This is a genomic window from Pseudomonas sp. W5-36 (genome assembly GCF_046540455.1).
Lineage (GTDB): Bacteria > Pseudomonadota > Gammaproteobacteria > Pseudomonadales > Pseudomonadaceae > Aquipseudomonas > Aquipseudomonas graminis_B.
The window spans coordinates 22069-44755 of record NZ_JAXCIQ010000017.1 but is presented as its reverse complement, the minus strand read 5'-3'; the positions used below and the strand labels follow the sequence as shown (position 1 = coordinate 44755).

Here is a 22687-nt window from a genome sequence, read left to right as displayed (position 1 = left end):
CTGTCCCGGCAGCGCCGCTTCCATCCATCACACCCGCTGCCGCATCTGGCCACTGTTTAGTTCTGGAGTGTTCATGACTCACCCGCGCGCTGTTTTCACCGAAGGCTCGGTGGCCCGGCACGTGCTGGTGATGTCGAGCACCAGCGCCTTGAGCCTGCTCGCGGTGTTCCTGGTGGACATCTTCACGCTGCTCTACGTCTCGATGCTTCACGACCCGTTGCTGCTCGCCGCGACGGGGGTGGCGAAGGTGTTGATCTTCCTCAACAGTGCCGTGTCCAGCGGGCTGATCATTGCCGCCGCAACGGTGCTGTCGGAGCGGATCGGCCATCGCGCCGCGAAGGCGTCATCGCGTCTGGTCACCCACTTGATGGTGATGGTGGTGATCGCGTCGGGCGCAGCGGCGGCGTTGCAACTGGCGCTGCTGGTTCCGCTCACCCATTGGCTCGGCGCGGACGCCAGCACCTACGAAGCCGCGCGAATTTTCATCTGGCTGACCCTGCCGTTCAGCGTGTTGCAGTCGGCCATGCAGATGTCGGCGCAAATCCTGCGAACCGCCGGCGACAGCCGCCGCGCCCTGTGGGTCGTATTGTCAGGTGCGGCGACCCTGGCGCTGGCTGACCCCTTGTTCATTTTCGGCTTTGGCCTCGGGCTCGAAGGCGCGGGGATTTCCTATGCGCTGTCGGCGCTGGTGTCCCTGGGCCTGGGCATTTACTGGCTGCGGGCGCGGCTGGGGATGCCGTTTACCCTCCGCTGGCGCCTGCTGCGCCTGCACACGCGCAAGGTCATGCAGGTCGGCTTGCCCGCCATGGTCGGCAACCTGGCGACGCCCGTGGGCCTCACCTATCTGGTCTCGTCGATCGGCGCCTATGGCACGTCGGCGCTGGCGGCCATGGCGGTGATGGACCGCGTGATGCAGTTTGCCTACTGCGTGTTCTTCTCCCTGCCCAGCGCGCTGGCGCCGGTGCTGGGGCAGAACATCGGCGCCCATCGCGATGCTCGCGTCGCCTCAGCCATCGTGTTCAGCCGCAGGCTGGTGATCGTCTATGGCCTGCTGGTCTGGGCCGTGCTGCTGCTGGTGGCCACTCCGCTGGCTGACACCTACGAACTGGAAGGCGCCGGGCGGGCGATCTTTTTAGCGTTCTGCCACATCGGCGGCGGGCTGTGGGCGCTGATCGGGCTGGATTTCGTCGCCATCGCGATGTTTGTGACCCTGGGCCGGCCGTGGCTGGTGGCGCTGTTCGCCTGGCTGCGGGCAACGCTGGGGACCGTGCCGTTCGTGCTGGGCGGGATTCACCTGTTCGGTGCGGCCGGTGCGTTCCCGGCCATGCTCACCGGTAACGCATTGATTGCCGTGACTTCGATTACAATCGCGTCCCTGACGGCCAGGCGGTTTTTTCAGCGCCGGGGCGCCGCGCAGGCCGTGGCGTGAGCAGGCAGTTGCCGTGCTCGGTCGGGCTTTATTTGAATCTGCGAGACAAGGGCTTATGACAGACGACGAATCAGGGAATGACTCGCCCGAGATGGCCTCGCCGAAGCGGCGGCGTGCACCCAAGGGTGAAATGCGTCGTGCCGCCTTGCTCGACGCGGCGACGCTGATCTTCGCCCGCAATGGTTATTCCAGTGCGTCGATGAAAGATGTCGCGCAGCTCGCCGGCATCACCACCGTCGGCCTGCTGCATCATTTTCCGAACAAGGAGGCGCTGCTCAATGCGCTGCTGGAGCGGCGAGATCAGCGAGTGGTGTCGCGGTTCAGTGAACTGACCATGGAGATGACGCTGGAGGGGTTCATCAAATTCGTGCGGATGAGCATGAGTTTCAGCGTCCAGGACGCTGCCGAGTGTCAGGCGGCGATGGTGCTCAATACGGAAAGCCTGTCAGAGGCGCATCCGGCCTTCGACTGGTACAAGACGCGCTTTCACATCACCCACGAGCATGCGCGCGGGCATCTGCAGGCGTTGATCGAGGCGGGGGAGGTGCGCCCGGACATCGACGTGAAGGCACTCGCTCAGGAGATCTTCTCGGTCATGGACGGTGTGCAGATCCAGTGGCTCAGGGCCCCGGAAGATGTCGACGTGATGGCGGTGTTCGAGGGCTACCTGCGCCGTTTGAAAGCCGACCTTCAAGCTCGTCCCTGAGCTTGAAGTGGCCGTTTTAGCCAAGATTTAAGACGCGATCAGAAATCCGACCGGCTTACCCACTCAGTAGGTTTGCGAAGCGCTGACCTGCACTGCCTTGCGCAGTGGCAGCGGCAGCGGGTTGCTGTCGCGGGTGGTCAGGTGTTCCGGGAACAGCGTGATCAAGGTGCGATCCAGCGGCAGGTCTTCGGAATCAGGCCCTACGAGGATCTTGAACTTGCCGGCGTCCACATCCCAGCTGTCGGTCTTCTCGACGTAGTACGCCAGGGAGCGCGAATCGATCGGGATGCTCACGGTCTTGCTTTCACCCGGTTGCAGGTAAACCTTGGTGAAGCCCTTCAGCTCTTTCTCGGGACGGTCGACCGCCGGGTTGTTCGGGTGGACGTACAGCTGCGCCACTTCGAAGCCGGCCTTGTCACCGGTGTTGGTCACTTTGAAGGTGACATCGACCGTGCTGCCCGGCGCCATGACGTTGGTCGACAGCTTCAGGTCGCTGTAACCAAACGTGGTGTAGGACAGGCCGTAACCGAACGGATACAGCGGCTTGGCGTGCTTCTTGTCATAACCGCGATAACCCATGTACAGGCCTTCGCTGTAGGTCATTTCGGTCAGCGCGTTGTCGCCACGGTAGGCAGCCGGATCCGGGTACGACGTGTAGCTCGGGTTGTCCTCGATCTTCTTGTCGATGGTGATCGGCAGCTTGCCCGACGGGTTGACCTTGCCGAACAGAATCTCGGCCAGGGCCTGGCCGCCTTGCTGACCCGGGAACCAGGCTTGCAGCGATGCGCCGACCTTGCTCGCCCACGGCTGCATGTCCGCCGAACCGCCGCCGTGCATGACCACGATGGTGTTGGGGTTGGCCTTGGTGACGAAGCTGATCAGCTCTGCTTGCTGGTCAGGCAGTTCGAAACCGTGGTCGGAGCCTTCGCCTTCGTGCTCGTAGTTGGAGCCTGTTGCAATAACGACCGCGTCGTACTTGGACAGGTCCTTCGGCGGACGCAGCGCGGCCCAGCTCATCTGCACGCCGGTCACGCCACCCAGCGCAGGGATGAAGTTGCCCTGAATGCGTTGGTACTCAAGCTTCACCGAGTACGACTTGCCGGCCACCAGCGCGGCGGTTTTGCCTGACGTTGTCAGCGCGTTGACCACGTCGCCGGAGTACGGCGCGCCGTCGCTCTGCAGGACCAGCTCGTCGTTGACCCACAATTTGTACGGGCCGTCCGCACGCACCTTGAACACCTGGGCGCCGGAAACGCTCGGCTTGATGGTGGCGGTGTAGCGTGCCGAGAATGCGCCTGGGGTCGGGCTGAAACCGGACACCGCGGTGGTGCCGGCGTTGGTTTCGTTGGTGCCGGTGGTCCAGTTGAGGTTCACGCCAGGTTCGACGCGGGTCACGGCCGGGCTGCCGGAGAAGCTGGTGTTGGCGAAGTATTCCGCCTTCACGCCGGCATTGTTGACGTTATTGCTGCCCACCGCGGGCTGAAACCAGGCCGAGGCTTTGGGGTTCAGGCTCAGCTCGGGAAGGTAGGTGACGTTGGCGCTGCTGGATGCCAGTTGCTGCAGGCCGCTCAGCTCGGTGACGTAGCTGTTGGGCGGCGAGTTCGCGGTGCCGAACGGCGATGCCGGCGCCTGATAGGCCCAGTCACCGATGACCGCGATCTTGGCGTCTCGGGCCAGCGGCAGCAGCGGTTTGCCCGCTGCGGTGTTCTCGTTGCGCAGGAGCACGATCGACTCACGCGCTGTGTTCAGCGAAGCGCGCTGGCCGTACTCGGGGTGGTCCAGGGTCTTGGCGGTGTTGAGGTTTTCCTGGAAGTCATAGCTGACAATGGCGCGCAGGTTGCGTTTGACCTTGTCGTCGATGACGTTCTGGCTCAGCTGGCCGCTCCAGACATAGGGCATCAGGTTGGCTTCAGTGAATTGCAGGCCCGACGGCATGTCGATGTCGGTGCCGGCCCACGCGCCTTTGAACGCGTCATGGATCGCGTTGAAGTCACTGATCACGGTGCCTTGATAGCCCCATTCACCCTTGAGCACTTCAGTAATCAGGTGATGGTTTTCGCAGGCGTAATCGCCATTGATCTTGTTGAAGCCGCACATGATCGAGGCGACATTGGCGTTCTTCACCATCGACTCAAAGCCCGGCAGATACAGCTCACGCAGGGTGCGCTCGTCCACCACGACATTCAGCGCCTGACGGTTGGCTTCCTGTTCGTTGGCCAGGTAGTGCTTGCCGCTCGCCTGAATGCCCTGTGCCTGAATGCCGTTGACCACGGCCGGCGCCAGTACGGCGCCGATGAACGGGTCTTCGCCGCTGGCGTATTCCGCCGAGCGCCCGTTGTACGGCGTGCGGTACAGGTTAACGCCCGGGGAGAGCATTTGCTGACCACCGGAGATCCGCGTCTCGTAGGCGATAGCCAGGCCGAATTCCTTGGCGCGGTTGATGCTCCAGGTCGCCGCGAGAGCGGACTGTGACGGGTACTGCGCGCCGAATGTGGCGTTGTTGACGTGCACGCCCATGGAGGAGTCGTAGGCCACGGTGCCCTTGATGCCCCATTTGAGCAAAGACGGGATCATGTGGCCGTCGTTGACGCGGGTGAAGTTGATCTTCTCGGACTGGCTCATGTTGTCGAGGATCGAACTGACCCGGGCTTCGACGGCGTTGCCGGTGGCCGGCGTGACCTCCGCCAGGGCCAGGTTGGCTTGCAGCACGCCAAGGGACAACAGGCTCAAGGCCAGGGTGTGTTTGAAAACTGACATCGGGAATGCGCTCACGGGTTGCTGACGGAGGCCGGACGGCGGGGTGCGTGGTTCGGTCATGGCTTCTGCACCAGTACCGGCGCGTCACCGGTGTCGACCGGCGCATCGAGCACGGCGGACGAAGTCTGGGTAGCTGGCACGGCAACCTTGTCAACGCCGGAAAGCTGGTCGCGCTGTTTCTCAACTTGGGCGCGAATTGTTTCTGCAGAAGTGGCGTTTTGAGTGGACGTGGAGTCCGCCGCAACAGCAGCAAAACTGCAGGCGCCGAAAAGCACGACGCTGCACACAGACAGCATGGTTCTATTCATCGATTGTTTCTCGATTGATGGGGTGTGGAAATTAAATGAACGCGCAAACCCGCCCTGTGAGAACAGGGCGAACGTTAAGTCTGCGGAATCTACTGATTAGTTCAGCGTTTGCAAGATTAATTTTTAATTAGACGAGCGGTGATCGAAAAGGGGCTTTCAGGAAGGTTTCCGAAGGCGGTGCAGTGCTGAGCTGAAGACCGATAATCTTGATTCACGGCAATAAAACGCCCTTTAAACGAATTAAAGAGATGAATATTGCCAATAATAGAGCAAAACCATAGCTTGACTTGCCGTATGGAAAACCTAATTGCTATTAGGTTTAGGTTGCTGGTAAGCTCTCTCCGCGCTGAGGAATCCTCGACCATTCAGACGACTGCATAGCCGCCTTAGTTGCGGATACATATTCATCATCTTTGGCGGTTAATAGCACTTCTGTGTCGCTCATTATGTGAGTGACTGCGCCCAAAGTTTAATTTGAACTGATCAGGAGTCTCTGGAGAAACACTGGCGACCGCTGAACCGTGGGCGCTGTAAAAGTGCGCCTCTCTCATGAGTTAATAAGCACGCCAGTGCCGTCGTCCCTTTACACCCGCAACCACCCCTAACGCTAAAGGCCCTGCGTCAGACATTCGGAAAGGGGGCACAAAGGTTTTTGTGGCGCAGGGTGTGGGCGCTAGTATGGTCGGGAACGCTTGCGAACGGGCGGCTCGGACCTCCCGCTTTCGCCCACTTCCCACTCGGGAGCCATCACCGGCCCCAACACGGAAAACCAACAATGATCTTGAGAGTGACTGGGGCGGTGATGGCGATTTTCGCCATTGCCCTGTTGTACATGGGTGCGCAACTGGTGGCCGCCGGCGGCTCGGCGGCGTACTCGATGATCGCCCTCGCGGTATTGGCCTCGGCGGTGCTGCTGATGCTGAAAAAGCAGTCGGCGCTGACGGTGTATGCGCTGCTGATGTGGGCGATTCTGATCTGGATCGTCTACGAGGTCGGCTTCGACAAATGGCAGTGGATTCCGCGCGGCGACCTGTTCGCGCTGCTGGGTCTGTGGCTGGCGCTGCCGTGGGTGGTGCGCCCGCTGTACAAGGCGCAGAACCCGGGCGATACCCGCCGCTTCCATCCGTTTCTGGGCGGCACCGTCGGCGTGATGATGCTGATCGTGCTGGCGGTGATGTTCTACGACCCTTACCCGGTGGCCGGCAAGATCGACACCCCGCTGGCGACCCGCAGCACGGGTGAAGCCGGTAATGACTGGGTGGCCTATGGCGGCACCAACAGCGGTCAGCGTTTCTCCAGCCTTGACCAGATCAATGCCGGCAACGTGAAGAAACTGACCGTGGCGTGGGAATACCACACCGGCGATCTGCGCGATGCCGCCAAAGACGCCGGCGAGTACACCTTCGAAGCCACGCCGTTGAAGGTCAACAACCGGGTGTACGTCTGCACGGCGCACAACGAAGTGCACGCGCTGAACCCCGAAACCGGCAAGTCGGACTGGAAGTGGGTGCCGGAGAAAAACCGTTCGTACCTGCAGCAGCATCAGACCTGCCGTGGCGTCAGTTATTACGCGCCGGCCGCAACCGCTGCAGCCACCCCATCGAGCCAGTGCGCCAAGCGCATCATCACGGCCACTGCGGACGCAAAACTGGTGGCCCTGGACGCTGACACCGGCACGCTGTGCAGCGATTTCGGCGACAACGGGGTGATCGATCTCAGCACCAACATGGGCGAGATCCGTCCCCATGCGCTGATGCAGACCGCTGCGCCGCTGATCGCCGGTGATCTGGTCATCGTCGGTGGTTCGGTGATGGACAACGGCTACAACGATGGCAACCCGTCGGGTGTGATCCGCGCCTACAACGCTGTGACCGGCACGCTGGTGTGGAACTTCGACCCGGCCAACCCGGACTTGACCCAGCCCATTGCCGCCGAACAGACCTACCCGCAGGACACACCCGTGGCGTGGGGCACGTTGAGCGCCGACATGAAAAACGGCTTGGTGTTCGTGCCGTTCGGCAATGCCTCGCCAGACGAGCTGGGCATTAACCGCGACCCGAACAGCAACACGGAAAAATTCCGTGACACGCTGGTGGCGCTGGACCTGAACACCGGTGCGCTCAAGTGGAAATTCCAGTCCTCGAACAACGACCTGTGGGACCGCGATAACCCGTCGCAGCCGACCCTGATGGACGTCGGCAAAGAGGGCAGCCAGCAACCGGCGCTGCTGTTGCCAACCAAAGTGGGCAATATTTTCGTGCTCAACCGCCTGACCGGGGAACCGATTGTCCCGGTCGATCAGGTCAATGTGTCGACCCAGGGCGGCGTGCCGGGCGAGCATTTCGCGCCGACCCAGCCGGTGTCGAAAATCAACTTCATCCCGGAACCCCTGAGCGAGAAATCGATGTGGGGCCTGACGCCCTTCGATCAGATGGCCTGCCGCACGACCTACAACACGCTGCGCTACGACGGCAACCCGTGGACGCCGAGCACCGAGCAGGGTTCGTTGATCTTCCCCGGCAACATCGGGGCGTTCAACTGGGGCTCGGTGGCGGTGGATCCGGATCGCCAGATTCTGATCGCCGCACCAGTACGCCTGGCCTACACCTATCACCTGATCAAGCGCACCCCGGAAACCGCCGAGAAGCGGCTGTTCACCCAGGACGGTACGCCTTACTGGAACGAGAACTTCAACGGCGACTACGCGATTCGGATCAAGCAGTTCGCTTCGGCGCTGGGCGTGCCGTGCATTGCGCCGCCGTGGGGCCGCATGGTCGGGGTGGACCTGACCACCGGCAAAACCGCGTGGATGCGCCGCACCGGCACCACCCAGAACCTCAAAACCAGCTTCCTGCCGGGCCGCTTCCCGATCGGTTTCCCGATGGGCATGGTCGCCCACGGCGGTCCGCTGGTGACGGCGGGGGGCGTGGTGTTCCATGGCGCCACGGCGGACAACTTCATCCGCGCGTACGACGTCAACACCGGTGACGTGCTCTGGGAGAAGGAGCTGCCGGCGGGCGGTCAGGCGACGCCTTCGACCTACATGGGCAGCGACGGCAAGCAGTACGTCGTCATCTCCGCCGGCGGGCACGGCTCGCTCGGCACCACGTTGGGCGACAGCGTGATCGCGTTCCGTCTGGATTGATTGAATGACGTGTGGAAAAGGCCGTGACGCCGTTGTGCGTCACGGCCTTTTTTTATGCCGGGCATTGAACGCTACTCCCGCCGTCCTCCAATGAATCTCTGGAACCCTAAGCACGCGGCCCACGCAGGTTCTGTAGGAGCGTGGCTTGTCCCGCGATCGGCCGGAGACCGGTCGTGAAACCTTTGGACCCGCTTCGCCTGACGGAATGCGGCGCCTGGAATGCTGCCGCTGCGCGCCAGATCGCGGGACAAGCCACGCTCCTACAGTCGATCGGTGTCTGAAGGGGGGCGCTGCCGCGGCGTGCTCCTAAAAAACGATGTCCCGGTAGAACGCCTTCAGCGTGTCAACGAACTCTTCGGACAATTTCGTCGGCACTTGGGCCGGTGCCCACATGACGTAGGTGGGGAAGAGGATCTGCGGCACAAACGGGCGGATGACGATATCGCGGTGGCGATAATCCCGGGCCACCAGCGGGTGGGCGAGGGTGATGCCCATGCCCAGCGCCACCATCTCGCAATTGATCGCGCTGTACTGCGCCTCCACGGTCATGACCCGCTCAACGCCGGCCTGCTCGAACAGACCGTCCACCAGCGCCCGGGTGCCGTCGCCGTGGCACAGCGACACAAAGGTCTCTCCCTCCAGATCGGTGAAGGTGATCTGCGCTCGGGTCGCCAAGGGATGGGACGCCGGCAACACGCACACCGCTGCCACTTCGCTGAGCAGCTCGATCTGCTGACTGTCGACATCGCCAGGGTGCACCACAATCCCCACATCGCAGAACTGCGACTTTACCCACTGCTCGACGGTGGGCGAGGAGTTCACGTGCAGAGACACCGTCAGCTCCGGTCGCGTCTCGGTAAACGCCTTTAGCACCCGGGGCATCATGCTCATGCCGGTGGAAGGTACTGCCGCCACCCGCAAGCGGCCCGTACCCAGATTGCGGATGTTCTTCGCCGACAACTTGAGGCTGTCCAGCCCGACGTAGGCGCGCTCGACTTCCTGAAAGAAGGCCTGACCCTCCTGAGTCGGCATCAGCCTGACGCCGGCGCGCTTGAACAGGGTCAACCCGGTGCTGAGTTCCAGTTGGGCAATCAGCCGGCTGATGTTGGGCTGCGAGGTAAACAGCACCTCGGCGGCAGCGGTCATGGAACCCAGGCGCATGACGCTGCGGAAGGCTTCGATCTGTCTCAGGTTCATGTCGCGCTCCATATCAAATATGAATAACTAAGGCCTATATCCGTATTTGACCATATGGACGCCCCGTCGCAATACTCGAACCAGCCACCCATAGCGCACATGAAGATGCGCCACCCCGCGATGGATTCGCCGGGAGCATGCACGCTGCATGCATGGCTTCGGTTCACACCGAAGCGACTGACGCATTGTTCGATCTGCCCCCATGCACTTCGGAGATAGTCTGTGAATAGCCTCGACCTTTCCTCAGCAGCACGACCGTTTCGTCCCTTCCACCGCAGTGCCATGGCCGTTGCCCTGACGCTTGCCGCCGTTGGCAGCACACCCGTCTTCGCCGAGACCACGCTGTACGTGGCCGGCGTCGGCGGCTCCACCGAGCAGATGTACAAGAACCGCGTCATTCCCGCCTTCGAAAAACAACACAACGTCAAAGTCGTCTACGTCGCCGGCAACTCCACGGAAACCCTGGCCAAGCTCCAGGCGCAGAAAGGCCGTCAGCAGATCAACGTCGCGATGATGGACGACGGCCCGATGTACCAGGCGTTGCAGATGGGCCTGTGCGAAAAGCTCAGCGATGCGCCGATCTACAAGGACCTCTATCCGCTGGCACGGCTGAGCCCTGAAGCCACGGGGATCGGCGTGGTGGCCACCGGCATCGGCTACAACGAAGAGGCGTTCAAGAAGCGCGGCTGGGCGGCACCGGATTCCTGGGAAAACCTCACTGACCCACGCTTCAAACAATTGCTCGGCATGCCGCCGGTGACCAACACCTATGGCCTGCACACGCTGGTGGAAATGGCCCGGCTGAGGGGCGGCGGCGAGAAAAACATCGACCCCGGCTTCAAGGCGCTGAAGGACGAAATCGGTCCTAACGTGCTCGCGTGGGTGTCGGCGCCGGGCGAGATGGACGGGATGATGCAGAACGGCGACATCGTCATGGCGGTGTACGGCAGCGGTCGGGCCGTGGCGTTGCAGGGCACCGGCTTTCCGCTCAAATTCATCTACCCGAAGGAAGGCGGCATTGCCTTGCAGGTCGCCGCGTGCAGCGTGACCCCCAACGCGCAATCCGAACTCGCCCAGGCGTTTATTCAGTACGTGCTGTCACCTGAAGTGCAGGAAATCCAGGCGCGGGAGAACGGCTTCGCGCCGGTGAACCAGACCGTCAAGCTGCCGGATGATGTCGCCGCGCGCATGCCGTACGGGCCGGAGAAGGTCAACGCGCTGATCAAGGTCGATTGGGAAACCATCAACCAGCAGCGCAGCGAGTGGACCACGCGCTGGAACCGCACCGTCGAGCGCTAGCGTCACCGATCGCTCTCGCTGATCGACAGTCGCTGATCGACGTACACGCCGATCTTCCCCAGCACCCTTCTGGAGACGCAGGTCCGCCTGCGTGGCACGCCCATGGCATTTCTCACCCTCGAAGGCATCGTCAAGACCTACGGCACGTTTAGGGCCATTGACGGTTTGAACCTGGAAGTCCGGCACGGCGAGTTCATCGCCTTGCTCGGCCCGTCCGGGTGCGGCAAGACCACCACCCTGCAATCCATCGCCGGATTCGTGCAGCCTACGGAAGGTCGTATCGTTCTGGACGGCCGTGACATCACCCACGTGCGCCCCGAACAGCGCGGGCTGGGCATCGTCTTCCAGAGCTATGCGTTGTTTCCGCACATGACCGTGGCGCAGAACATCAGCTTCGGCCTGGAGATGCGCGGCGTGCCCAAGGTCGAACGCGGCAAGCGCGTCGATGAAGCGCTGGATCTGGTACGCCTCGCCGGCCTCGGTGAGCGTTACCCGAAAGCCCTGTCAGGCGGGCAGCGCCAGCGGGTGGCGATCGCCCGCGCATTGGCGATCCGCCCGAACCTGCTGTTGCTCGACGAGCCGATGTCCAACCTCGACGCCAAGCTGCGCGAAGAGATGCACATCGAACTGCGGGCGATTCAGCGCGAGCTGGGCATCACCACCATTCTGGTCACCCACGATCAGGTCGAAGCCATGACCATGAGCGACCGCATCGCGGTGATGCAGAAGGGCCGCATCGTGCAGATCGACACGCCGTTCGAAGCCTACGAGCGGCCGCATTCGCCCTTCGCTTCGGCGTTCCTCGGCAAGACCAACGCCTTCGCTGGCGCGGTGCAATTGCGTAACGACCGCTGCTGCCACGTGCAGGTCCACGACACGCTGATGCACGTGCCCCACGAAGACCGCACGCTGGGCAATGACGTCAACGTCTACATCCGTCCGGAAAAAATCCGTTTGGTGGCGCTGGGCAGCGGACGGTTTTCCGGGCGCGTCAGGCTGCGGGTGTTTCTCGGCAACCTGTGGTTGATGGCGGTGGAAAGTCGCCTGGGGCTGGTGCACATGACCCTGCCCAACCTCGGCACACCGCCGCCGGAGGAGGGCAGCGAGGTCGGGCTGGACTGGTCCGACGACGACCTGCGCCTGCTGGACCGGGAGGTCGCCCATGGCCAGGTATGACGCCGAACGGGTGGGCGTGGCGCCGTGGCTGCTGAGCGGGCCGGCATTGCTGGTGTTCATCGCGCTGTTGCTGGCGCCCTTGTTGCTGACCGCCGTGCTGTCGTTGAACCTGTTCAGCGACACCGACGGCGTGGTGCCGATCTACACCCTTGGCAATTACCTGGAGGTGTTCAAGGACGACTACTTCCACGAGATATTCCTGCGCACCGGTGGCATGGCCCTCGCAGTCACGGTGCTGTGCGTGCTGCTGGGCATTCCGGAAACCATCATCATTGCGCGCATGGCGCCGCGCTGGCGGTCGCTGTTCCTGCTGGTGGTGTTGGGGCCGCTGCTGATTTCCGTGGTGGTGCGGACCCTGGGCTGGGCGATTCTGCTGGGCAACAACGGCCTGATCAACGATGCCCTGCAAGCCGTGGGCATCACTGACCAGCCGGTGAAAATGCTGTTCACCCAGGTCGGCGTGGTTATCGCCCTGACCCATGTGCTGGTGCCGTTCATGGTCATTGCCGTCTGGGCTATCCTGCAGCGGCTGGATCTGCAGGTCGAGTGGGCGGGCCTTTCCCTTGGCGCGTCGCGGTTGACGGTGTTCCGCCGGATCATCCTGCCGCAGATCATGCCCGGCGTGCTGTCCGGCTCGATCATCGTCTTTGCCCTGGCTGCCTCGGCCTTCGCCACCCCGGCGATCATCGGCGGGCGGCGCCTGAAAGTGGTGGCGACGGCGGCGTACGACGAGTTCCTCGGCACCCTCAACTGGCCCCTCGGCGCGGCCATCGCGATGCTTCTGCTGCTGGCGAATCTGATCATCATTCTGGGTTGCAGCAAACTGGCCGAGCGCCGGTTCAAGCAAGTCTTCGAGTAGCCGACCATGCACAAGAACGGATTTTTCTCGCTGCTGTTCCATGCCCTGTTCGTCACGTTCATCGTCGCGCCGCTGGTGGTGGTGATGGCCATGGCGTTTACCAGCAAGGGCTACCTGTCGCTGCCCACCGAAGGCCTTTCGCTGCGCTGGTTCCGGGCGCTGGCGGACAATCAGGAAATGCTGGATGCCTTTGCCTTGTCGATCAAACTCGGCCTGGCGTCGGCGACCATCGCCGCGTTGCTGGCGATTCCGGCGGCACTGGCCATCAGCCGTTATGACTTTCCTGGCCGGGGCGCGGTCACCGGCTTTTTGCTGTCGCCGCTGATGATTCCGTCGGTGGTCCTCGGCATCGCGTTCCTGCGCTTCTTTTCCCTGGCGCAGATCGGCGGCTCGTTCTGGGCGCTGACCCTGACCCACGTGATTGTCGTGCTGCCCTATGCGTTGCGCCTGACGCTGGCCTCGACCATCGGCCTTGAGCGGGACATCGAGCACGCCGCGCTGTCACTCGGTGCCAGTCGCTGGACGGCGTTCTACCGGGTGGTGCTGCCGCGGATTCGCACCGGGGTGGTCGGCGGCTGGATGCTCGCGTTCATCCAGAGCTTCGACGAACTGACCATGACCGTGTTTGTCGCCACCCCCGGCACCACCACGCTGCCGGTGGCGATGTACAACCAGATTTCCCAGACCATCGACCCGCTGATCACGGCGGTTTCAACGGTGCTGATCGTCGGCACGTTGCTGCTGATGCTGATATTGGACCGAATGGTCGGATTGGACCGGGTGTTGATTGGAGAAGGCAAATGAGCCAGGGCACACAGAGGGACATTCAGTCGGACGTGATCGTCATCGGTGGCGGGTTGGTGGGGACGGCAGTCGCTTACGGCCTGGCCCGCAGCGGCGCCGACACCGTGGTGCTGGACCAGGGCGACGATGCGTTTCGCGCCTCGCGGGGCAATTTCGGGCTGGTCTGGGTCCAGGGCAAGGGCCACGACCTGCCGGACTATTCGCGCTGGACGCAGTCGTCAGCGACCCGCTGGCCGGACTTCGCTCGGGCGCTGATGGCCGACAGCGGCGTGGACGTGCAGCTCCACCAGCCCGGTGGCTTCCATATGTGCTTCAGCGACGAAGAACTGATCGAGCGGCAATCGCGCCTGCAAACCCTGAAGGACGCCCTCGGCGATTACCCGTTCCAGATGCTCGACGCCGCTGAACTCAAAGCGCGCCTGCCGCTGATCGGCCCCTCCGTGGTGGGCGCCAGCTACACGCCCCAGGACGGTCACGTCAATCCGCTGAAACTGCTGCGCGCGCTGCACACCTCGGCCCAGGCCAAAGGCGCGCGGTTTCACGGCGGCATTCAGGTGGATCGCATCGACGGCGCGACTGGTGAGTTTTGCGTCACCGCCGGCACTCAACGCTTCATCGCGCCACGGGTGGTACTCGCTGCCGGCCTGGGCAATCCGGGGCTGGCCCGGCAGGTGGGCCTGCATGCGCCGGTGGCGCCGAATCGCGGCCAAGTGCTGGTCAGCGAGCGGGTGCGGCCGTTTCTCGATCACCCGACGGTCCATGTTCGGCAGACCGACGAAGGCACCGTTCAGCTGGGCGATTCGATGGAGGAGGTGGGGTACGACGACAGCACCTCCACCCAGGTGCTGGAAGCCATTGCCCGGCGCGGCGTGGCGACCTTTCCGCTACTGCGGGAGGTGCGGCTGATTCGTGCCTGGGCGGCGCTGCGGGTCCTTAGCCCTGATGGCTTCCCCATCTATCAGCAATCGGCCAGCCACCCGGGCGCCTTCGTGGTCACCTGCCACAGTGGCGTGACCCTGGCCGCTGCCCATGCCCTGCGCATCGCGCCCTGGGTGATGGGCGGCGCCATGCCCGACGAGCTCGGCGCGTTCGCCGGTGAGCGTTTCCTGACTGACAAGGTGTTTTCCCATGCGCACTGATCCGCTGTTCCAACCGGTCACGAGTGAAGTCAGGTCGACACGGACTGTCAGACTCAGCTTCAACGACCAATCCTTTGAAGTGCCGGCGGGCATCAGCGTGGCGGCGGCGCTGCTGATGTCTGGCATCAACCGCTTTCGCGCGACGCCGGTGAGCGAATCGCCCCGGGCGCCGTATTGCATGATGGGCGTGTGCTTCGAGTGTCTGGTGGACATCGACGGCGTACCCAATCGCCAGAGCTGCCTGATCGACGTGGCGGACGGCATGCGCATCCGTTCCCAGGAAGGCGCTCGCGACCTGATTTTCCAACCCGGCGATGTGCAGACCGCCAGCGTGCAGACCGTCGAGGTGCAGTCATGAATGATCATTTTGGCGGTGTCGTGGAAGCGGTGGACGTGGTCGTCGTGGGCGCAGGTGCCGCCGGTATGGCAGGCGCGGTGGCCTTGGCCGGGTTCGGCCTGCAGGTGGTGCTGCTGGACGAGCAGGGCAGCCCGGGCGGGCAGATTTATCGCGGCATCACCCTCGCGCCCCTGTCGCGGCGGGACCTTCTTGGCGCGGACTACGCCCATGGCAACGTCCTGGCCCAGGCCCTGGCGTCTTCGTCGGTGCGCTATGAACACGGCGCGGCGGTCTGGCAGGTGACCCGGGATCATCAGGTCAGCTACCTGCGCGACGGGCGTTTGCGCACCCTGCAGGCCAAGGCCGTGTTGCTCGCCACTGGCGCCATGGAACGGCCGTTTCCGATCCCGGGCTGGACCTTGCCCGGCGTCATAAGCGCGGGCGCCGCGCAGATTCTGCTGAAAAGTGCGGGCCTGGCCCCGACCGAGCCGGTGGTCCTGGCCGGCTGCGGCCCGCTGCTGTATCTGCTGGGCTGGCAATACCTGCGCGCCGGCGTGCCGATCAAGGCCTTGGTCGACACCACGCGCCCCGAAGATTACTGGCGGGCCCGGCGTCATCTGTTCGCGGCGTTGCGCGCCTGGCCGTATTTGCGCAAGGGCCTGGAGTTGATGCGCAGCCTGCGCAGCGCCCGCATCGCGCACTACACCGGCGCCGAGCATCTGGCGATAGAAGGGGACCAAGCCGCCACCGCGCTGACCTTCACCGTCGGCGGCAAGGCTCAGCGTATTGCGGCGCGCTGCGTGCTGCTGCATCAGGGCGTGGTCCCGAACATTCAATTCAGTCAGTCGTTGCGCGCACGCCATCACTGGGACGTCGACCAGCTGTGCTTCAGCCCGGTGATCGACCCGTGGGGTGAGCTGGACGTGCCGGGGATGTTCGTCGCCGGTGACGGTGCCGGCATTGGCGGTGCCCAGGCCGCGGCGCTGCAGGGGGAGCTGGCGGCGCAGGGCATCGGGCAACGGCTGGGGACGTTCGATGCCGTTCAGCGTGATCAACGCGCCGCGCCGCTGCGTGAAAAGCTGGCGTTGAACCTGCGCATCCGACCGTTTCTCGATGCGCTCTATCAGCCGAAGGAAGCGAACCGCATTCCCGCCGATGAAGTCATCGTGTGCCGCTGCGAGGAAGTCACCGCGGGGGACCTGCGCAAGTTCGTCGCCCTGGGCTGCGCCGGCCCCAATCAGGCCAAATCCTTCGGCCGCTGCGGCATGGGCCCTTGTCAGGGGCGGATGTGCGGCCTGACGGTGACCGAAGTGATCGCCAAGGCCCGCGGTGTGTCGGCGGCGGAAGTCGGCTACTACCGCATTCGCCCGCCGATCAAGCCCATCACCCTGGGGGAACTGGCCGGTGAGTGAGGCGCGGGCAAGGCACAGCGACGTGCTGGTGATAGGCGGCGGCATTCATGGCCTGAGCACCGCACTGCATCTGGCCCAGCGCGGCGTTGAGGTCACGGTGCTGGAGGCTGATTACTGCGGCCGTCATGCCTCCGGGGTCAACGCGGGCGGGGTTCGAACCCTGGGCCGTCACGAGGCGGAAATTCCGCTGGCGCTGTCTTCCCGCGCCCTCTGGCATGACTTGGCGCAGACGCTGGGCGATGACGGCGGCTTTGTGCCCAGCGGCCAGCTCAAGCTCGCGGAAACCGCTGCAGAACTCCACGAATGCCGACAGCGCGTCGAACATCTGCAGCGCCTCGGCTTCACCCACGAAGTGCTGATCGACGCTCAACAGGTGTTCGAGATCATTCCGACTGTCGCCCGGCATGTGGTCGGCGGCATCTGGGTCAAGGACGACGGCTACGCCATTCCCTACAAGACGGTGACGAGCTTTCGGCTGGCGGCCGAAAAGCTCGGCGTGAAGGTGCACGAAACGACGCCGGCGCAGCGCATCGAGCAATGGGGCAGTGGATGGCAGGTCACCACGCCCGCCGGGGTGTTCAGCGCCGGGCATCTGGTCATCACCGCCGGTGCCTGGGCGCGGGAGCTGGCAGAACAGGTGGGCGAATCGGTGCCGGCTCATCCCGAGGGCCTGATGCTGATGGTGACCCACCGCGTCGCGCCGTTTTGCGCGCCGGTGCTGGGCGCAACGGGTCGCTCGCTGTCGTTCAAGCAATTCGCCAACGGCACCGTGGTGATTGGCGGCAAGCTGATTGGCAGCGTGGATTTCCCGGCGCGCCACGGCGAAGTGGATCTGGCGCGTCTGGGCATCAGCGCGAGGACCGTCACCGACCTGTTTCCCCACCTCAAGCACTTGGGCGTCAATCGGGTCTGGGCCGGCGTCGAAGCGTTTACCGCTGATGACTTGCCGGTGATAGGGGCCAGCCGCAAGGCCAGTCACCTCAGCTATTCGTTTGGATTCTGCGGCAGCGGTTTCCAGATGGGCCCCGGCACCGGCAAGCGCCTGGCCCAGCAGATCCTCGGCGAGCATTCGGACATCTCGCTGGAGGCATTCGACATAGGACGCTTTGATAGCGCCCGCTTTGATAAGACACGCCTCAACGACGCCCACATCCCGGTCAACGTACCGTCAGTGGCCCGTTGACTCCGTACACCCACCGACCCATCAGGAGTTCACATGCTGGAAATCAACCGTATCGAAACCAACCAACGCATGAGCCGTGTCGTGCAGTGCAATGGCTTTACCTTCCTTGGCGGCCAGACCGCGACGGATCGCACCCTCGACATCAAAGGGCAGACCGCGCAAGTGCTGGAGAAGATCGACAACTACCTGGCCAAGGCCGGCCTGGACAAGACGCGGATTCTCACCGCACAGGTCTGGCTCTCGGACATCGCGGCGAATTTCGCCGGCATGAATGAAGTCTGGGACGCCTGGGCACCGGAAGGGCACGCACCCGCGCGGGCCACCGTGGAATCACGTCTGGCCGCGCCGGATTTGCTGGTGGAAATCACCGTGGTGGCCGCCGGCTGAATCAGCTGCTGCAGGAATGAACTGCGCCGGGCCGGTTTTATCCCGACCCGGCGTTGCCGCTCAAGGGCGGACAGACGCTTCGGCGGAGTTGGTCACGAGGTGGTTTTTAGTTGTGCGACGCTGCTGCGTGATCAGCACCTGAGGCACCGAAGAACAGTGGTATTTGATGCCTTTCCTCGTCGGCATCAGCGCGACGCTCTCCATGCATTCTGCGCGGGTCGAATACGCCGTCGGCTGGTTCTCGTCCACACATCCTTCCGCACCGGAACACATACTCATCACAACCACAAAGATGCTCTTCATTGCTCTCATTCCTTTTTGGCAAATCACGGCGCGGGACAGCGGGTGTGTGGCGATTCTGAGGGGAGGTGATGGCAGAAGGCAATGCGGTGAAAGTGCGTTTCGTCGGGAATATGACGGTTTTGGGTTTTCATGGGATTAGAGCGTAAATTTGCAGTCGGTAAATTGACGTCACGTTTTTTAAAGCGGGCCGGTTTACTTAAGTCTGGCGTCACTTAAGCGCGCTGGCGTGGGGTTTTTGAAACTTTCCTGGAGACCGCAATCGGGCTCGCGCTCAACAACGCGCAACCCGTCCCAGCGTGCCTGATAGCTCTGCGCCTTTTTGCGAAACAACTCGGGCTGCGGGAATATTCAAAGGGTCTGATTTATTTGATCTTGAACACCACCGGCGGCGTTGGCATCCCTCACAGGAGTAAATTAGCCTGCTTGAACAGCACATCCTATGGGGGGTCTCAAATGCTCATCGTCTTCAGTGGTCTGCCCGGTACCGGTAAGACGACCATCGCCAAGGGTCTGGCCGCAACGCTGGGTGCTGTTTATGTGCGCATCGATACGATTGAGCAAGCCCTTCGTGATTCGCCGGATTTTGCGCGGGATGTGGGCCGCACGGGGTATCTGATTGCCTACGGGTTGGCGGCCAGCAACCTTGATTTGGGCGGCACGGTGGTTGTCGATTGTGTGAATCCCGTGCTTCAAAGCCGAAGAGAATGGAGCGCCATATCCTCTCGATCCGGTGCTCCATTGGTGAATCTTCAGGTCATCTGTTCCGACAGGACGGAGCATCGACGCAGGGTGGAGACCAGGCAGGTCGATATCCCGGGGCTGACGCCTCCTACCTGGCAATCCGTGCTGAATCATGAGTATGAATCTTGGGACACAGAACCCTTCACCGTAGATACCGCGCTCAATTCCCCGGCGCAGGCATTGGCGGCGATTGCCGATTACTTGAAACGGTCTTATTTATTCACCCCTGAGCAGGACTAACGGCGCCGTCGTGGCGTTGAACACCTTCGCAGTGTTGTGCGTTTCAGGAGAGGGGTGATCAGCCTGAATTCATGAGCATCGCTCACTGCTGTTTGTCACAGGGCCCTGTAGTACATCGCTGCCGCGTGAATTAGGTTGATGAGGACATCTCATTCACCCAGGAGCTCGCCCATGCACACAGTCGCAGCAATCACCACGCTGGGGATGATGCTGATGCTCGCCAAGGTTCAGGCGGACGACAGCACGCCCGCCATGACCGTCGTCCCGAACGGCTCCCAATCCTCGATTCTCGGGAGCCCGGCGATGTTCGTCGGCACGGTGCGCATCGATCCCTTGGTATCCGCCCATGAGCCGTCCCGGGTCACGGCGGCCTATGTCACGTTCGAGCCGGGGGCGCGTTCCGCCTGGCACACGCATCCGTTGGGGCAAACGCTGGTGGTGACCGCAGGCACGGGCTGGGTGCAGCAACAAGGCGGGGAGAAACAGGTGATTCGTCCGGGAGACGTGATCTGGACGCCGCCCGGCGTCAAGCATTGGCACGGGGCCACGGCCCGCACGGGCATGACCCACATGGCGATCCAGGAATCCCTCAATGGCCAGAATGTGGAGTGGATGGAGCCCGTTTCCAATGCCCAGTACGAGGCCTCCCGATGATCCTTGCCCGACACGCGTTGACTGCTGAGTGACCCTCAGCGCAGTAATGAGCCAAGCTCGTCTAAAGCGGCCGGTCAACCCGGATATACTCCGCGCAACGCACGCATTCGGGTTGATCGACCCGTTCATTGCCGGTCCGATTCACACCTTGCGTAGGTAGATGATGCAGCTCACCCGTGCCAACCTCGCCGATTTCATGTACTTCCTGGCCGTCGCCCGGCATTTGAGTTTCAGCCGTGCGGGATTGGAAGTCGGCATCAGCCCGTCGGCCCTCAGCCATGCCATCAAGGCGCTGGAAGCCAGGCTTGGCGTGCGCTTGCTGAACCGGACCACCCGCAATGTCACGTTGACCGCTGCCGGTCAGGAGTTGCTGGCGTCGATTCGTGAGCCCATCGACCGCATCGACCAGGCGATGGAGGTGCTTAACCGTTACCGGGACGAGCCCACGGGGAGGATCAGGCTGAATGTGTTCAGCGACGCCGCCCTGTTGCTGCTGGCGCCCGTACTGCCGCTGTTCGGTGAGCGTTACCCGGACATCGAAGTGGATATTTCGATCTCCAACAGCATGGTCGATGTCGTAGAGGGGGGGTTCGACGCCGGCATGCGCTTTGGCGCGACCGTGCCGGAAGGGATGATTGCCCATCGGCTGTCGCCGGATGTGCGCTGGCTGGTCGCCGGCACGCCCGACTATCTGCGCAAGTGGGGCACTCCCGTTCACCCTGAAGACCTGAAGCAGCATCGCTGCCTCAAGTTCAAGGTCGGCACCGGCAAACTTTACGACTGGGAATTCGAGAAAGAAGGCGTGCAGCTGGCGGTCCCGGTGTTCGGTGGCGTGATTCTCGACGAGACCCGAATCGCGATTGCATTGGCCTGTGAAGGGAGCGGACTGATTTACGCCGCTGAACCGATCCTCGCACCTTATGTGAAGAGCGGTTCCCTTAAGCTCTTCCTTGAGGATTGGGCGTGCGTGAGCCCGGGGTTCCACATCTACTACTCCAGCTATCGCCAGCAACCGCTGGGGCTGCGTCTGCTGATCGACATGATCCGGGATATCGCGCCGCTGGGGTGATCCGCAACGGCTCAAACCGGGACGCCTGACGCTTTCCCGGCTAAAGCCGGTTCCACAGAGTGCTCCGCTTCCCGTCATTAGTGAGCATTGCTCATCACCGCATCACACGTACCCCCGATAGGCGAGGGCGGAGCGCGCCTGTACCGTGACGCCACTCAATCCATCAAAACCGGCGTCTGTTGCACATCACCCTGGCGTGAGGCGACTGCACGGGCCGGACACGTGTCGAGGGTATGAATGCGTACTGCTGAGCTACAAAGAGCCGAGCCTGAAATTGCCAGGCCAGATCGAGGTGTGTGGAGCGCCGTGGGTGCGATGGCCATGTGCGTGGCCATGCTCATCTCATCCGAATTCATGCCGGTCAGCCTGCTGACACCGATTGCCTCGGACCTCGGCGCGACCCAGGGGATGGCCGGCCAGGCGATCTCCATTTCGGGACTGTTTGCCGTCTTCACCAGCCTGTTCATGTCGGTCATCGCCGGGCGCATTGATCGTCGGTACGTGTTGATCGGCTTGACCAGCCTGGTGCTGGCCTCGCTGATCCTGATTGCCGAGGCGCCGAGCTTCCTGATCCTGATGATTGCGCGCGCCGTGCTGGGGATTGCCATCGGCGGGTTCTGGGCACTGTCCACGGCGACCGTCATGCGGCTCGTGCCATTCGACACCGTGCCCAAAGCCCTCGGCATCATTTTCACCGGCAATGCCATCGCCACGGCATTTGCTGCACCTATCGGCAGCTACCTGGGCGGCATCATCGGGTGGAGAGGCGTGTTCTGGGGACTGGTCCCGCTGGTGCTGATCAACCTGCTGTGGCAGTGGATCAGCCTTCCGTCCATGCCGCCCAAGTCGGCGGGCTCGGTCCGTCAATTGTTCGCGCTGCTGCGTCGTCGCCACGTGGCGTTCGGCATGATGGCGGTGATGTTGACCTTCGCCGGTGCGTTCTCGGCCTTCACCTACTTTCGGCCGTTCCTTGAAACCTACACGCACGCGACCACCCCGCAGCTGTCGCTGTTCCTGCTGGGGCTCGGTGTCGCGGGTTTTGCCGGCACCTATGCGGGGACGGCGCTGGTGAGTGACCGGATGTATGCGCTGTTGCGCTGGCTGCCATGGCTGCTGGCGGCGGTGACGCTGTTGATGCTGCTGTTCGGCCACCTGAAGCCCGGCGTCGCCGTGGCGATGATCTGCTGGGGCGGGCTGAACGCCGCCATTCCGGTGGCGTGGTCTACCTGGCTCAGCAAAAGCGTCAGTGATGACCCGGAGAGCGGAGGCGGCTTGCTGGTTGCGGCGATCCAGCTGTCGATCATGGTCGGTGGCGCCCTGGGTGGCCTGCTGCTGGATCACCTCTCTATTGCCGCGACGTTCATGGGCGCCGCCGCATTGCTGGTGCTCGGTGCGTTGATCGTCGGGAACGGCAGTCGCTTGCGCGGCTGAATCCGGCTTCGAAGCCCAGCCCTGACCGCAGCACAACACACCTTCACAGACAGGCACATCATGCGCATGGAAAACAGAACAGCCCGGCTCTTCAGACAGGGCGTTGGCGGG

The 22687-nt window shown here is 63.0% G+C and carries 20 protein-coding genes; 16 read left to right on the top strand and 4 right to left on the bottom strand.

The genetic code is table 11. From position 1 onward, the window contains the following. Nucleotides 1-73: 73 nt before the first annotated feature. Together SLW74_RS22125 and SLW74_RS22120 are read left to right on the top strand one after the other, a co-directional pair. Complete coding sequence (locus SLW74_RS22125) at nt 74-1429, top strand: MATE family efflux transporter (RefSeq protein WP_192131709.1); 1356 nt, start codon at nt 74-76, stop codon at nt 1427-1429. Between the two features lie 55 nt (nt 1430-1484). Beyond that, nucleotides 1485-2135 carry a TetR/AcrR family transcriptional regulator gene (locus tag SLW74_RS22120; RefSeq protein ID WP_065990789.1) on the top strand — a complete coding sequence of 217 codons (651 nt, stop codon included), beginning with the start codon at nt 1485-1487 and terminating at the stop codon, nt 2133-2135. 63 nt (nt 2136-2198) lie between these two features. Here SLW74_RS22120 and SLW74_RS22115 read toward each other — a convergent pair whose 3' ends face one another. Together SLW74_RS22115 and SLW74_RS22110 are read right to left on the bottom strand one after the other, a co-directional pair. Continuing rightward, nucleotides 2199-4892, bottom strand: coding sequence for a glycoside hydrolase family 3 protein (locus SLW74_RS22115; protein ID WP_410930165.1), 2694 nt, complete (start codon nt 4890-4892; stop codon nt 2199-2201). Between the two features lie 56 nt (nt 4893-4948). Continuing rightward, nucleotides 4949-5200, bottom strand: coding sequence for a hypothetical protein (locus tag SLW74_RS22110; protein ID WP_410930128.1), 252 nt, complete (start codon nt 5198-5200; stop codon nt 4949-4951). Between the two features lie 775 nt (nt 5201-5975). Between SLW74_RS22110 and SLW74_RS22105 the strand changes: the two genes are divergently transcribed. Next, entirely contained in the window at nt 5976-8345 is a 2370-nt protein-coding gene (locus tag SLW74_RS22105; RefSeq protein WP_410930127.1) for a membrane-bound PQQ-dependent dehydrogenase, glucose/quinate/shikimate family, read from the top strand. Nucleotides 8346-8651: 306 nt separating this feature from the next. Here SLW74_RS22105 and SLW74_RS22100 read toward each other — a convergent pair whose 3' ends face one another. Further along, on the bottom strand, nt 8652-9542 hold the full coding sequence (locus SLW74_RS22100) for a LysR substrate-binding domain-containing protein (protein ID WP_410930126.1): 891 nt from the start codon (nt 9540-9542) through the stop codon (nt 8652-8654). 222 nt (nt 9543-9764) lie between these two features. Here SLW74_RS22100 and SLW74_RS22095 point away from each other — a divergent pair, with 222 nt between their 5' ends. From SLW74_RS22095 to SLW74_RS22055, 9 genes are all read left to right on the top strand, one after another. Then, nucleotides 9765-10841: an ABC transporter substrate-binding protein gene (locus SLW74_RS22095; RefSeq protein ID WP_410930125.1), complete on the top strand. Its 1077-nt coding sequence runs from the start codon at nt 9765-9767 to the stop codon at nt 10839-10841. 102 nt (nt 10842-10943) lie between these two features. After that, nucleotides 10944-12017: an ABC transporter ATP-binding protein gene (locus SLW74_RS22090; protein ID WP_410930124.1), complete on the top strand. Its 1074-nt coding sequence runs from the start codon at nt 10944-10946 to the stop codon at nt 12015-12017. Then, nucleotides 12004-12876, top strand: a complete 873-nt coding sequence (locus SLW74_RS22085) for an ABC transporter permease (RefSeq protein WP_410930123.1) — start codon at nt 12004-12006, stop codon at nt 12874-12876. Before SLW74_RS22090 ends, SLW74_RS22085 begins: the two co-directional genes overlap by 14 nt. Nucleotides 12877-12882: 6 nt before the next feature. Then, nucleotides 12883-13680, top strand: a complete 798-nt coding sequence (locus SLW74_RS22080) for an ABC transporter permease (protein ID WP_065990804.1) — start codon at nt 12883-12885, stop codon at nt 13678-13680. Then, nucleotides 13677-14819 carry an NAD(P)/FAD-dependent oxidoreductase gene (locus SLW74_RS22075; RefSeq protein WP_410930122.1) on the top strand — a complete coding sequence of 381 codons (1143 nt, stop codon included), beginning with the start codon at nt 13677-13679 and terminating at the stop codon, nt 14817-14819. The genes SLW74_RS22080 and SLW74_RS22075 overlap by 4 nt, the downstream gene beginning before the upstream one ends. After that, the gene (locus SLW74_RS22070; protein ID WP_410930121.1) at nt 14809-15177 is read left to right on the top strand and encodes a (2Fe-2S)-binding protein; all 369 of its coding nucleotides are present in this window, start codon (nt 14809-14811) and stop codon (nt 15175-15177) included. The genes SLW74_RS22075 and SLW74_RS22070 overlap by 11 nt, the downstream gene beginning before the upstream one ends. Next, nucleotides 15174-16568 carry an NAD(P)/FAD-dependent oxidoreductase gene (locus SLW74_RS22065; protein WP_410930120.1) on the top strand — a complete coding sequence of 465 codons (1395 nt, stop codon included), beginning with the start codon at nt 15174-15176 and terminating at the stop codon, nt 16566-16568. Before SLW74_RS22070 ends, SLW74_RS22065 begins: the two co-directional genes overlap by 4 nt. Before the next feature lie 22 nt (nt 16569-16590). Beyond that, nucleotides 16591-17751 carry an NAD(P)/FAD-dependent oxidoreductase gene (locus SLW74_RS22060; protein WP_410930119.1) on the top strand — a complete coding sequence of 387 codons (1161 nt, stop codon included), beginning with the start codon at nt 16591-16593 and terminating at the stop codon, nt 17749-17751. A 36-nt stretch (nt 17752-17787) separates the two neighbouring features. Continuing rightward, on the top strand, nt 17788-18138 hold the full coding sequence (locus tag SLW74_RS22055; RefSeq protein ID WP_407073248.1) for a RidA family protein: 351 nt from the start codon (nt 17788-17790) through the stop codon (nt 18136-18138). 60 nt (nt 18139-18198) lie between these two features. On the opposite strand, the gene SLW74_RS22050 is transcribed toward SLW74_RS22055, so the two are convergent. Continuing rightward, nucleotides 18199-18441 carry a hypothetical protein gene (locus SLW74_RS22050; protein ID WP_065990812.1) on the bottom strand — a complete coding sequence of 81 codons (243 nt, stop codon included), beginning with the start codon at nt 18439-18441 and terminating at the stop codon, nt 18199-18201. A gap of 453 nt (nt 18442-18894) precedes the next feature. On the opposite strand from SLW74_RS22050, the gene SLW74_RS22045 reads away from it, so the two are divergent. From SLW74_RS22045 to SLW74_RS22030, 4 genes are all read left to right on the top strand, one after another. Then, nucleotides 18895-19422 (top strand): AAA family ATPase, encoded by a 528-nt coding sequence (locus SLW74_RS22045; protein WP_410930118.1) that lies wholly within the window; start codon nt 18895-18897, stop codon nt 19420-19422. Nucleotides 19423-19629: 207 nt separating this feature from the next. Then, entirely contained in the window at nt 19630-20076 is a 447-nt protein-coding gene (locus SLW74_RS22040; protein WP_244656952.1) for a cupin domain-containing protein, read from the top strand. A 163-nt stretch (nt 20077-20239) separates the two neighbouring features. After that, nucleotides 20240-21145, top strand: coding sequence for a LysR family transcriptional regulator (locus SLW74_RS22035; RefSeq protein WP_410930117.1), 906 nt, complete (start codon nt 20240-20242; stop codon nt 21143-21145). Between the two features lie 237 nt (nt 21146-21382). Next, nucleotides 21383-22576, top strand: coding sequence for an MFS transporter (locus SLW74_RS22030; protein WP_410930116.1), 1194 nt, complete (start codon nt 21383-21385; stop codon nt 22574-22576). Nucleotides 22577-22687: the final 111 nt, after the last annotated feature.